Annotated in this window: 14 protein-coding genes; all 14 read left to right on the top strand. The window is 66.0% G+C overall.

Annotated elements, in window-relative coordinates:
- Positions 1-39: 39 nt before the first annotated feature.
- The 14 genes from tuf to rpsC all read left to right on the top strand — a co-directional run bounded on the left by tuf (position 40) and on the right by rpsC (position 12,155).
- Positions 40-1,233: an elongation factor Tu gene (gene tuf / locus J9315_RS12395; RefSeq protein WP_198498203.1), complete on the top strand. Its 1,194-nt coding sequence runs from the start codon at positions 40-42 to the stop codon at positions 1,231-1,233.
- Positions 1,234-1,366: 133 nt separating this feature from the next.
- Positions 1,367-3,034: a glycoside hydrolase family 13 protein gene (locus tag J9315_RS12390; RefSeq protein WP_211977969.1), complete on the top strand. Its 1,668-nt coding sequence runs from the start codon at positions 1,367-1,369 to the stop codon at positions 3,032-3,034.
- 79 nt (positions 3,035-3,113) lie between these two features.
- On the top strand, positions 3,114-4,424 hold the full coding sequence (locus tag J9315_RS12385) for an extracellular solute-binding protein (RefSeq protein ID WP_211977968.1): 1,311 nt from the start codon (positions 3,114-3,116) through the stop codon (positions 4,422-4,424).
- A gap of 47 nt (positions 4,425-4,471) precedes the next feature.
- Positions 4,472-5,314, top strand: a complete 843-nt coding sequence (locus tag J9315_RS12380) for a sugar ABC transporter permease (RefSeq protein WP_211977967.1) — start codon at positions 4,472-4,474, stop codon at positions 5,312-5,314.
- Positions 5,315-5,318: 4 nt separating this feature from the next.
- Positions 5,319-6,155 (top strand): carbohydrate ABC transporter permease, encoded by an 837-nt coding sequence (locus tag J9315_RS12375; protein WP_198500914.1) that lies wholly within the window; start codon positions 5,319-5,321, stop codon positions 6,153-6,155.
- Positions 6,156-6,195: 40 nt separating this feature from the next.
- The gene (locus J9315_RS12370; protein WP_211977966.1) at positions 6,196-7,455 is read left to right on the top strand and encodes an ATP-binding cassette domain-containing protein; all 1,260 of its coding nucleotides are present in this window, start codon (positions 6,196-6,198) and stop codon (positions 7,453-7,455) included.
- A 344-nt stretch (positions 7,456-7,799) separates the two neighbouring features.
- A complete protein-coding gene (gene rpsJ, locus J9315_RS12365; RefSeq protein WP_009379191.1) occupies positions 7,800-8,108 on the top strand; it encodes a 30S ribosomal protein S10 in 309 nt (102 codons plus the stop codon).
- Between the two features lie 11 nt (positions 8,109-8,119).
- The gene (rplC, locus tag J9315_RS12360) at positions 8,120-8,794 is read left to right on the top strand and encodes a 50S ribosomal protein L3 (RefSeq protein WP_137826113.1); all 675 of its coding nucleotides are present in this window, start codon (positions 8,120-8,122) and stop codon (positions 8,792-8,794) included.
- A gap of 5 nt (positions 8,795-8,799) precedes the next feature.
- Positions 8,800-9,453 carry a 50S ribosomal protein L4 gene (gene rplD / locus J9315_RS12355; RefSeq protein WP_211977965.1) on the top strand — a complete coding sequence of 218 codons (654 nt, stop codon included), beginning with the start codon at positions 8,800-8,802 and terminating at the stop codon, positions 9,451-9,453.
- A complete protein-coding gene (rplW, locus tag J9315_RS12350; RefSeq protein WP_009379194.1) occupies positions 9,450-9,749 on the top strand; it encodes a 50S ribosomal protein L23 in 300 nt (99 codons plus the stop codon). Before rplD ends, rplW begins: the two co-directional genes overlap by 4 nt.
- A 30-nt stretch (positions 9,750-9,779) precedes the next feature.
- The gene (rplB, locus tag J9315_RS12345) at positions 9,780-10,616 is read left to right on the top strand and encodes a 50S ribosomal protein L2 (protein ID WP_137826115.1); all 837 of its coding nucleotides are present in this window, start codon (positions 9,780-9,782) and stop codon (positions 10,614-10,616) included.
- 15 nt (positions 10,617-10,631) lie between these two features.
- On the top strand, positions 10,632-10,913 hold the full coding sequence (rpsS, locus tag J9315_RS12340) for a 30S ribosomal protein S19 (RefSeq protein WP_113905439.1): 282 nt from the start codon (positions 10,632-10,634) through the stop codon (positions 10,911-10,913).
- Positions 10,914-10,953: 40 nt separating this feature from the next.
- The gene (gene rplV, locus J9315_RS12335) at positions 10,954-11,340 is read left to right on the top strand and encodes a 50S ribosomal protein L22 (protein WP_137826116.1); all 387 of its coding nucleotides are present in this window, start codon (positions 10,954-10,956) and stop codon (positions 11,338-11,340) included.
- Positions 11,340-12,155 (top strand): 30S ribosomal protein S3, encoded by an 816-nt coding sequence (gene rpsC, locus J9315_RS12330; protein ID WP_137826117.1) that lies wholly within the window; start codon positions 11,340-11,342, stop codon positions 12,153-12,155. Before rplV ends, rpsC begins: the two co-directional genes overlap by 1 nt.
- The last annotated feature ends 1 nt before the right edge of the window (position 12,156 follow it).

Here is a 12,156-nt window from a genome sequence, read left to right as displayed (position 1 = left end):
TGAACCGCATATCTTTTGCCAACCACGAGGAGGAACCCAGTGGCAAAGGCTAGTTTCGATAGGACTAAGCCGCACGTCAACATCGGCACCATCGGCCACGTTGACCACGGAAAGACCACCTTGACCGCTGCGATCACCAAGGTCCTGGCGGACAAGTACCCCGATCTCAACGAGGCTCGCGCCTTCGACCAGGTGGACAACGCACCTGAGGAGAAGGAGCGCGGCATCACCATCAACGTCTCGCACGTTGAGTACCAGACCGAGAAGCGTCACTACGCTCACGTCGATGCCCCTGGTCACGCCGACTACATCAAGAACATGATCACCGGTGCTGCTCAGATGGACGGCGCGATCCTCGTGGTCGCCGCCACCGACGGTCCGATGCCGCAGACCCGTGAGCACGTCCTGCTCGCGCGTCAGGTCGGTGTGCCCTACATCGTCGTGGCTCTCAACAAGTCCGACATGGTCGACGACGAAGAGCTCCTCGAGCTCGTCGAGTTCGAGGTCCGCGACCTGCTCTCGAGCCAGGAGTTCGACGGCGACAACGCTCCCGTCGTCCAGGTCTCCGCTCTCAAGGCCCTCGAGGGCGACGAGAAGTGGGTCAAGACCGTCGAAGACCTCATGGATCAGGTCGACGAGTACGTTCCGGAGCCGGAGCGCGACATCGACAAGCCCTTCCTCATGCCCGTCGAGGACGTCTTCACGATCACCGGTCGTGGAACCGTCGTCACCGGTCGTGTCGAGCGCGGCGTCCTCCTCCCCAACGAGGAGATCGAGATCGTCGGCATCAAGCCGAACTCGTCGAAGACGACCGTCACCGCCATCGAGATGTTCCGCAAGACCCTGCCGGATGCCCGTGCAGGTGAGAACGTCGGTCTGCTTCTCCGCGGCACCAAGCGCGAAGACGTCGAGCGCGGCCAGGTCATCGTCAAGCCGGGTTCGATCACCCCGCACACCAAGTTCGAAGGTCAGGTCTACATCCTGAGCAAGGACGAGGGCGGCCGTCACAACCCGTTCTACTCGAACTACCGTCCGCAGTTCTACTTCCGGACCACCGACGTCACCGGCGTCATCACGCTGCCCGAGGGCACCGAGATGGTCATGCCCGGCGACAACACCGACATGTCGGTCGAGCTCATCCAGCCGATCGCCATGGAGGAAGGCCTCCGCTTCGCCATCCGCGAAGGCGGCCGCACCGTCGGTGCAGGTCGAGTCACCAAGATCATCGAGTGATCTGATTCTTCTCCACTGAGCCTCACCGCTCAGCGCTGAAGCCCACAGGGGCCGCAATCATCATGATTGCGGCCCCTGCGGCGTCTATGCTGGACTTTCGCACAGCCCGCATCGCACAGTGAGGAGACAGAGCATGACAGAGGGGCGGAACTGGGCGGCCGACGCCGTCATCTACCAGGTCTATCCGCGCTCGTTCGCCGACGGCGACGGCGATGGGATCGGCGACCTGCCGGGGATCCTCGAGCGCTTCGACCACTTCGCCGACCTCGGCGTCGACGCGATCTGGCTCTCCCCGTTCTACCCCTCGCCCGGCAACGACGCCGGCTACGACATCAGCGACTACCGGGACGTCGATCCCGTCTTCGGCACGCTCGCCGACTTCGATGCGCTCATCGCCCGCGCCCATGCCGCGGGAGTGCGGGTCATCGTCGATCTCGTCCCCAATCACACGTCCGCCGCCCATCCGTGGTTCCAGAAGGCCATGAGCGCCGAGGCGGGGGACCCTGCCCGTGACATGTACATCTTCCGCACCGGTCGGGACGGCGGGGAGGCGCCGCCGAACAACTGGACGTCGGTCTTCGGGGGTCCTGCATGGACCCGGGTCGACGGCAGCGACGACTGGTACCTTCATCTCTTCGATCCCACGCAGCCCGACCTCAACTGGGACAACCCTGCCGTGCGGGAGGCGTTCGAGGGAGTCCTGCGTTTCTGGCTCGACCGCGGCGTCGACGGCTTCCGCGTCGATGTCGCCCACGGTCTCATCAAGGCCGAGGGCCTGCCCGATCACCAGCCCGCCGGCGACGGAGACGCGGGCCTGGCGGCGTCACCGACTGCGGCCTCGCCGTTCTTCGACCAGGACGGTGTCCATGACGTCTACCGGGCGTGGCGGCGGGTCCTCGACGGCTATCCGGGGGAGCGGATCCTCGTCGCCGAAGCCTGGGTCGAACCGCTCTCGCGCCTCTTCCGCTACGTCCGCGACGACGAGATGGATCAGGCCTTCAACTTCACCTTCCTCATGGCCGGCGTCGACCCGGGGAACCTCCACCGCGCCGTCGACGAGACCTTCGCGGCAGCCGCCGAGGTCGGGGCGAGCCCGACGTGGGTGATGTCGAACCACGACACCGTCCGCCATGCCAGCCGCTTCGGACTTCCCACCCCGCCGCCGCATCAGCGCGGCATCGGGCCCGCGGACCCGCAGCCGGACGAGGCGCGGGGCCGGCGGCTCGCGGCCGCGATGGCGCTCGTCGAACTCGGCCTGCCCGGCTCCGCCTACGTCTACCAGGGCGACGAACTCGGCCTGCCCGAGCACACGCAGCTGGCAGCCGATGAGCGACGGGATCCGGTGTTCGCCCGCAGCGGGGGGACCGAACTCGGACGGGACGGGGCGCGCACGCCCTACCCTTGGTCGGACACGGATGACCACCTCGGCTTCGGCACCCGCGCCGGCGCTCAGACATGGCTGCCCCAACCCGAGTCGCACCGCGGCCTCGCCCGCGACGCGCAGCGCGCCGCCGCGGACTCACAGCTTCGCCTCTACACCGAGCTCATCGCCCTCCGACGCGCCCGGGGGATCGGAACCGGAGCCTTCGCGTGGCACGCCCTCGACGATCCCGGCGCCGGTCTCCTCGCCTTCACGAGCGCGACCGCCACCGGCACCTTCCTCGTGATCGCGAACCTCACAGCCGCGCCGCGGGTGCTCACCGGGCTGCCGGCGGGGGACCTCATCGCCGCAAGTCACCCTGACGCAATGTCGGAGGGGGTGCTGAGTGCGGACAGTGCCGTGTGGATCGCGCTCGAGTGATTCCATTCCGCCTGACTTGGGGTAATGTGGCTCACAGACGACCATGACATGTGCAACGCTGCAGAGTGGCAGGTGAGCGATGACGGAGAAGGCAAGGAAGCACCGACCGTGGCGACTGGCGCTGGCCGGCGGCGCGCTGCTCGGTCTCGTCGCAGTCACCGGCTGCAGTGCGAACACCTCGACACCGACCCTGACGTGGTACATCAACCCCGACAACGGGGGACAGGCGACGATCGCCGAACAGTGCACGGCCGAGGCCGACGGGGCGTACCGGATCTCGACGAGCCTGCTGCCCAACGATGCACCCAGCCAGCGCGAGCAGCTCATCCGCCGCCTCGCCTCGGCGGACTCGTCGATCGACATCATGAGCCTCGACCCGGTCTACGTCGCCGAGATGGCCAACGCCGACTACCTCGCTCCCGTCCCCGAGGAGTACATCGGGGAGTTCACCGACGGGGTCATTCCCTCCTCGGTCGAATCCTCCACCCGGCAGGACGTCCTCGTCGCCGCCCCGTTCTGGGCCAACACCCAGCTGCTGTGGTACCGCAAATCCGTCGCCGAGGCGGCCGGGCTCGATATGTCCCAACCGGTGACCTGGGACGAGATCATCGATGCCGCCGAGGGTCAGGACAAGCGCGTCGGCGTGCAGGGCATCAGGGCCGAGTCGCTGACGGTGTGGATCAATGCGATGGTCGAATCCGCCGGCGGGCAGATCGTCGAGAACCCCGACGCCGATTCGCCCGACCAGGTCACCCTCGGCCTCGACTCCGAGGCCGGTCGGAGTGCTGCGGGCATCATGGAGCGGATCGCCGAGACCGGCGTCGGCGGCCCCGCGCTGTCGAACCTCGACGAGAACGGGGCGATGCTCGAATTCCAGAGCGACGACGGCGGCTTCATGGTCAACTGGCCCTTCATCTACTCGGCCTCGCAGGCCGCCGTCGAGGACGGCAGCCTCGACCAGGCGGTCCTCGACGACATCGGGTGGACCCTCTACCCCCGCGTCGACGAGGGGCAGGAATCGCGGCCGCCGCTGGGCGGGATCAACCTCGGCGTCGGTGCCTTCTCGGAGAACCCGGACCTCGCCTTCCAGGCCGTCGACTGCATCCGCTCACCGGAGAAGCAGTCCGCGTACTTCCTCACCGACGGCAACGCCCCGTCGAACCTCGCCGCCTTCGACGACCCGGAGGTGCAGGAGGCGTTCCCCGCGGCACCGGTCATCGCCGAATCGCTCCAGGTCTCCGCCGCCCGGCCGCTGACGCCCTACTACAACGAGGTGACCGGCGGAATCCAGAAGTCGTGGCACCCGCCGGAGGCGGTCCGTCCGGACTCCACGCCCGCGCGGTCCCAGGAATTCATCCTCGAGATCCTCAAGGGGGAGAGGCTGCTGTGAAAGCAAAGGTGTCGAACCGGCAGCGCGGTGAGACGAGACTCGGGTGGATGCTCTCGGCCCCCGCGGTCATCATCCTCCTCGCCGTCACCGGCTATCCCATCCTCCAGGCGGTGTACTTCTCGTTCTTCAACTACCGGATGACCGACCCGGACAACCGCTACGTCAACTGGGGGCAGAACTACCTCGTCATCCTCACCGATCCGCTGTGGTGGCAGACGGTCGGGGTGACCCTGCTGCTCACGGTCGTCACTGTCGCCGTCGAACTCGTCCTCGGGTTCGCGCTCGCGCTCGTCATGCTCAACGCGCTGAAAGCAGTGCGGCCGTGGGTGCGCACGGCCATCCTCATCCCCTACGGCATCATCACCGTCGTCGCGGCGTTCTCCTGGAAGTATGCCTTCGACCTCGGCACCGGCTTCGTCGGCACGTGGCTGTCGATGCCGGCCTTCGACTGGTTCGGCGACTTCTGGTCCTCGTTCATCGTCATCTGCGCCGCGGAGATCTGGAAGACGACGCCGTTCATCTCCCTGCTCCTCCTCTCCGGTCTCGCGCAGATCCCCAGCGACATGCTCGAGGCGGCGACCGTCGACGGCGCGACCTGGTGGCAGCGGATGTGGAAGGTGATCATCCCGAACATGAAGGCGGCCATCATGGTGGCGCTGCTCTTCCGCACCCTCGACGCGTTCCGCGTCTTCGACTCCGTGTTCGTCATGACCGCCGGCGCGCAGAACACCGCGACGGTCTCGTTCCTCACGTACAACCAGTCGATCGGCCAGCTGCAGCTGGGCATGGGCTCGGCGCTGTCGGTGCTGCTCTTCCTCAGCGTCGCCCTCATCTGCTTCATCTTCATCAAGTTCTTCAAGGTCGACCTGGCCCAGGCGAGAGGTGAGTGAGACGATGTCCGGCCGCAAGCACACCGTCTGGTGGATCGTCATCAGCCTCGTCGTCGCCGTCTACGCGCTCTTCCCCGTCGTGTGGATCGTCTCCCTGTCGCTGAAATCTCCCGGCGACATCGCGAACAAGCAGTTCTGGCCCACCGCGATCGACTGGTCGAACTACGAGCTGATCTTCACCGGGGCCGCGAAGGACCTCTTCCTCCCCGCGCTCGTCAACTCGATCGGGATCTGCCTCATCGCCACCGTCATCGCCGTCGTCCTCGCCACGCTCACGGCCTACGCGGTGGCCCGTCTCGACTTCCCGGGCAAGAAGCTCATCCTCACGATGGCCCTGGCCGTGTCGATCTTCCCCGTCATCTCGCTCGTCACCCCGCTGTTCCGGATCTGGTCGGCGATCGGGCTCTACGACACGTGGGCGGGCCTCATCATCCCGTACCTCTCGCTCACCCTGCCGATCTCGATCTGGACGCTTGCCGCATTCTTCCGCCAGATCCCGTGGGAGCTCGAGCAGGCCGCGCAGGTCGACGGGGCGACGAGCTTCCAGGCCTTCCGCAAGGTCATCGTGCCCCTGGCCGCCCCCGGCGTCTTCACCACGGCGATCATCGCGTTCTTCATCGCGTGGAACGACTTCGTCTACGGGATCTCGCTGACCTCGACCTCTGCGGCCCGACCGGTGCCCGCGGCCCTGTCCTTCTTCACCGGCGCCAGCCAGTTCGAAGAGCCCGCCGGCGCGATCTCCGCGGCGGCGATCATCGTCACGATCCCGATCATCATCATCGTCCTGCTCTTCCAGCGCCAGATCGTCTCCGGTCTGACCTCGGGAGCCGTCAAGGGATGAGCCCCACGCCCACCACCCCACACCAGCGGAGTTGAGAACCATGTCCGAGATCGAACTGCGGAACATCATCAAGCGCTACGGCGACGGGTACCCCGCGATCAGCGATGTCAGCCTGCGGATCGCCGAGGGCGAGTTCGTCATCCTCGTCGGCCCCTCGGGCTCGGGCAAGTCGACCCTGCTGCGGATGATCGTCGGCCTCGAGGACATCACCGAGGGCGACCTGCGCATCGACGACGAACGCGTCAACGACTCCGCACCCCGCGAACGCGACCTCGCCATGGTGTTCCAGAACTACGCCCTCTATCCGCACCTGACCGTCGCCGAGAACATCGCGTTCCCGCTCATGCTCGCCAAGGGGCAGTACTCGAAGGAGGAGATCGACGAGCGGGTCAACCGGGCGGCGACGCTGCTCGAACTCCGCGACCACCTCGACCGCAAACCCGCGAACCTCTCCGGCGGGCAGCGCCAGCGGGTGGCGATGGGCCGGGCGATCGTCCGCGACGCGAAGGCGTTCCTCTTCGACGAGCCGCTGTCGAACCTCGATGCGAAGCTGCGCATCCAGATGCGCACCGAGATCTCGCGGATGCAGCGCAACCTCGGCGTCACCACCGTCTACGTCACCCACGACCAGACCGAGGCGATGACCCTGGGCGACAAGGTCGCGGTGCTGAAGAAGGGCGTGCTCCAGCAGTACGCGAGCCCGCAGGAGCTCTACGACGAGCCCGTCAACCTCTTCGTCGCCGGCTTCATCGGGTCGCCGCCGATGAACTTCCTGCCGGTGGAGAACGTCGACGGGCGGCTCCGCTCCCCGTTCGGAGAGTTCAGCCTCCCGGCCGCCGAGGCGGAGAAGCTGCGCGGCGCCCCGCAGTACCTCGTCGCCGGCATCCGGCCCGAGGACTTCCATGATGCGGCGACCCTCGACGAGGCGAAGCGCGGCGGGGGAGCGCTCCTCAGCGCCGAGGTCGATGTCACCGAATGGCTCGGCAACGAGGTCTACGCCTACATCCCCTTCGAAGCGGAGCCGGCGGTGAGGAAGGCACTTGAGGAGCTCGACCGCGACCTCGACGGCGAGGGCGCGCGCACGCAGGTCGTCGCGGTCCTCGACCCGTCCACCTCGGTGCGCGAGGGCGATACCATGGAACTCTGGTTCGACCCGGCCAAGGTCATGGTCTTCGATCCCGAGACGGGAGAGAACCTCACCCGCGACCCGGAGAACGCGCAGCGCCTCGCCGCGGAGTCCGAAGCCGCCCGCCAGCGGGCCCTCGAGCGGGCGAAGTCACAGCAGGCGGCCAGCGTCTGAGACTTCACTCACAAGCACAACCCCCGGAATTGCGCGGATGCACGCGGCTGTGAAAAGATAGTCAGGTTGCGTTCTGGGTGTTGACCCCTGCACTGCGGCCTTCTGGCCGCGAACAGCCCGGAACACTATCGGATCGATGAATCTGCGAAATCGCGGGTTCGGACCGAGCAGCCAATGAGTAGAAGCGCCGTCGGCCCTGACAGATGAGAAGCGAGAGCTTCGTCCGCCAGGATCAGCCGACACGCCCGACCTCGGGGGTCGGTCATGGTCAGCCGGCACAGACCCCTGTCGCATCCGCGGCGGGAGGTTGATGGCCGGAAGGAACAAAAGAAAGAGACGACGCCATGGCGGGACAGAAGATCCGCATCCGGCTCAAGTCGTACGACCACGCTGTGATCGACAGTGCTGCGCGAAAGATCGTGGACACCGTCACTCGCGCTGGTGCGACTGTTGTGGGCCCGGTGCCGTTGCCGACGGAGAAGAACGTGTACTGCGTCATCCGTTCGCCGCACAAGTACAAGGACAGCCGTGAGCATTTCGAGATGCGCACGCACAAGCGTCTGATCGACATCGTCGATCCGACGCCGAAGGCCGTCGATTCGCTCATGCGTCTCGACCTCGCCGACGACGTCAACATCGAGATCAAGCTCTAAGGGAGGGAAAAATGGCGAACACTCGTTCCTCAGCTCTCCCGACCACCCGCAAGGTCAAGGGCCTTCTGGGTACCAAGCTGGGCATGACCCAGGTGTGGGATGAGCAGAACAAGCTCGTGCCGGTGACCGTTGTGGCCACCGGAAACAACGTTGTCACCCAGATCCGCGACGAAGAGACCGACGGCTACCCGGCCGTGCAGATCGCCTTCGGCGAGATCGACCCGCGCAAGGTCAACAAGCCGACCGCTGGTCACTTCGAGAAGGCCGGCGTGACCCCGCGCCGTCACCTCGTCGAACTGCGCACCGCTGACGCCGGCGAGTACTCGCTGGGTCAGGAGCTCGGTGTCGACACGTTCGAAGCCGGAGTCAAGGTCGACGTCACCGCGAAGACCAAGGGCAAGGGCACCGCTGGTGTCATGAAGCGCCACGGCTTCTCCGGTGTCGGCGCCTCGCACGGTGCTCACCGCAATCACCGCAAGCCGGGTTCGATCGGTGGAGCAGCTACGCCTGGTCGCGTGTTCAAGGGCATGCGCATGGCCGGCCGCATGGGTGCCGTCAAGCACACCACCCAGAACCTCACGATCCACGCCGTGGACACCGAGAACAACTTCCTGCTCATCAAGGGTGCCGTTCCCGGCCCCAAGGGCGCCGTCGTTCTCGTTCGCTCGGCTTCGAAGGAGGCCTGAACGACATGACTGATGTCAAGACAGTCGACGTCGTCGATGCCACCGGTGCGAAGACCGGTTCCGTTGACCTGCCTGCCGAGGTCTTCGGCGTGGCGACCAACGTGCCGCTCATCCACCAGGTCGTCGTCGCACAGCTCGCAGCTGCCCGCCAGGGCACGCACAAGACCAAGACCCGCTCCGAAGTTCGCGGCGGCGGTCGCAAGCCCTACCGTCAGAAGGGAACCGGCAACGCCCGTCAGGGTTCGATCCGCGCTCCCCAGTACAACGGCGGTGGAATCGTGCACGGTCCGGTGCCGCGCGACTACTCGCAGCGGACCCCGAAGAAGATGAAGGCCGCCGCTCTGCGCGGAGCCCTCTCCGACCGCGCACGCCTCGATCAGGTCTTCGTCGTGAAGAACCTCATCACCGGCGACGCCCCGTCGACCAAGCAGGCGAAGCTCGCTCTGGGCGGCCTCTCCGATCGCAAGAACACCCTCGTGGTGCTCGACCGTGACGACGAGCTCACCTACCTCAGCGTTCGCAACCTGCCGCACGTGCACGTGCTCACCTCCGACCAGCTCAACACGTACGACGTGCTGGTCGCCGATGACATCGTGTTCACCGAGGCAGCTCTTGCCGCGTTCCTGGGCGGAAACCGCAATTCGGAGGACGCATCATGAGTCTCAACTTCAAGGATCCGCGCGACATCATCATCGCGCCGGTCGTCTCGGAAAAGACCTACAGCCTGATGGACGAGGGGAAGTACACCTTCATCGTCGATCAGCGCTCGAACAAGACCGAGATCAAGAACGCCATTGAATCGATCTTCGATGTGCAGGTCGCCAAGGTGAACACCCTGAACCGTCAGGGCAAGCGCCGCCGCACCCGCACCGGTTGGGGAAAGCGCAAGGACACCAAGCGTGCCATTGTCGCCCTCAAGGACGGATCGATCGACATCTTCGGTGGATCGCTCTAAGCGATCCTTCGCATAAGAAGGACAAGACTCATGGGAATTCGCAAGCACAAGCCGACGACCCCGGGCCGCCGTGGCTCGTCGGTCGCCGACTTCGTCGAAGTGACCCGGTCGACGCCGGAGAAGTCGCTTCTGCGCCCGCTGCCCAAGCGCGGCGGCCGCAACAACCAGGGACGCGTGACCACTCGCCATCAGGGCGGCGGTCACAAGCGCCAGTACCGTGTCATCGACTTCCGCCGCCACGACAAAGATGGTGTCCCGGCGAAGGTCGCACACATCGAGTACGACCCGAACCGCACCGCGCGCATCGCCCTCCTGCACTACGCAGACGGTGAGAAGCGCTACATCATCGCCCCGCAGAACCTCAAGCAGGGCGCTCAGGTGGAAGCCGGACCGGGTGCAGACATCAAGCCGGGCAACAACCTCGCCCTGCGCAACATCCCAGTCGGCACCGTCGTGCACGCCGTTGAGCTGCGCCCCGGTGGCGGAGCCAAGATCGCCCGTTCTGCCGGCTCGTCCGTGCAGCTCGTCGCGAAGTACGGCCGTTTCGCTCAGCTGCGGATGCCTTCGGGCGAGATCCGCAACGTCGACGCCCGCTGCCGTGCCACGGTCGGCGAGGTCGGCAACGCCGAGCAGTCGAACATCAACTGGGGCAAGGCAGGTCGCATGCGCTGGAAGGGCAAGCGCCCGTCCGTGCGTGGTGTCGTCATGAACCCGATCGACCACCCGCACGGCGGTGGCGAGGGCCGGACCTCGGGTGGTCGTCACCCGGTCAGCCCGTGGGGTCAGCCAGAAGGCCGCACTCGCCGGCCGAAGAAAGAGAGCGACAAGTACATCGTGCGCCGTCGCCGGACCGGCAAGAAGCGCTGATTGGAGTACTGACTTATGCCTCGTAGCCTCAAAAAGGGTCCTTTCGTCGATGAGCACCTGTACCAGAAGGTCGCTCGTCAGAACGAGAAGAACACCAAGAACGTAATCAAGACCTGGTCGCGTCGCTCGATGATCATCCCGGACTTCCTGGGACACACCATCGCCGTTCACGACGGACGCAAGCACGTGCCGGTCTTCATCACTGAAGCGATGGTCGGGCACAAGCTCGGCGAGTTCGCACCCACACGGACGTTCCGTGGCCACGAAAAGGACGATCGCAAGGGTCGCCGCCGCTGAGGCGGGGGACCAGCGATCTCAGACAGGAGAGAAGGAAGCGATGGAAGCCAAGGCTAAGGCGCGTTACCTGCGCGTCACGCCTCGCAAGGCTCGGCGCGTCATTGACCTCATTCGTGGTCAGCAGGCAACCGAAGCACTTGCAGTGTTGAAGTTCGCCGAGCAGTCGGCGTCCGACCCGATTTACAAGCTCGTCGCCTCGGGCATCGCGAATGCGCGTGTCAAGGCCGACGAGGAAGGTCTCGCGTTCGACGAGAACGACCTGGTCATCTCGGAGGCGTTCGTCGACGAGGGACCGACCATGAAGCGGTTCCGCCCGCGTGCTCAGGGACGTGCGTTCCGCATTGAGAAGCGCACCAGCCACGTCACCGTGGTCCTGGCCAGCGGAGACGACCTGCCGCAGCAGAAGAGCCGGAAGGGGAACCGCTGATGGGCCAGAAGATCAATCCGAACGGATTCCGACTCGGAATCACCACGGACCACAAGTCGAAGTGGTTCGCTGACTCGACCAAGCCGGGGCAGCGCTACAGCGACTACGTGCTCGAAGATGTCAAGATCCGCCAGATGATGACCAAGGGCCTCGAGCGGGCCGGCATCTCGAAGGTCAACATCGAGCGCACCCGTGACCGTGTCCGCGTGGACATCCACACCGCCCGTCCGGGCATCGTCATCGGACGCCGCGGTGCCGAGGCCGACCGCATCCGCGGTCAGCTCGAGAAGCTCACCGGCAAGCAGATTCAGCTCAACATCCTTGAGGTGAAGAACCCGGAGATCGACGCTCAGCTCGTCGCTCAGGGCGTTGCCGAGCAGCTCGCCAGCCGCGTGGCCTTCCGCCGCGCGATGCGCAAGGCGATCCAGAGCGCCCAGCGCGCCGGTGCCAAGGGCATCCGCGTGCAGTGCTCGGGCCGCCTCGGCGGTGCTGAGATGAGCCGGTCGGAGTTCTACCGCGAAGGCCGTGTGCCCCTGCACACGCTGCGCGCGAACATCGACTACGGATTCCACGAGGCGCACACCACCTTCGGACGCATCGGCGTCAAGGTGTGGATCTACAAGGGCGACATGACCGACAAGGAGCTTGCCGCCGAGCAGGCGAAGGCTCCGGCAGCGCGCGGCCCCCGTGGTCGCGGTCGCGGCCGCGGCGGTCGTGGACGGGGTCAGGAAGGCGGAGCCCGCCGGAACGACTCGGCCCGCACGACTGAGAACAACGCTGAGGCCCCCGCGGCTGAGGCCGGAACGGAGGGCTGAG

The organism is Brevibacterium sp. W7.2, from assembly GCF_018137945.1.
GTDB classification, from domain to species: Bacteria; Actinomycetota; Actinomycetes; order Actinomycetales; family Brevibacteriaceae; genus Brevibacterium; species Brevibacterium sanguinis.
The sequence above is the reverse complement of the archived record's forward strand: the minus strand, read 5'-3'. Positions and strand labels throughout refer to the sequence as shown.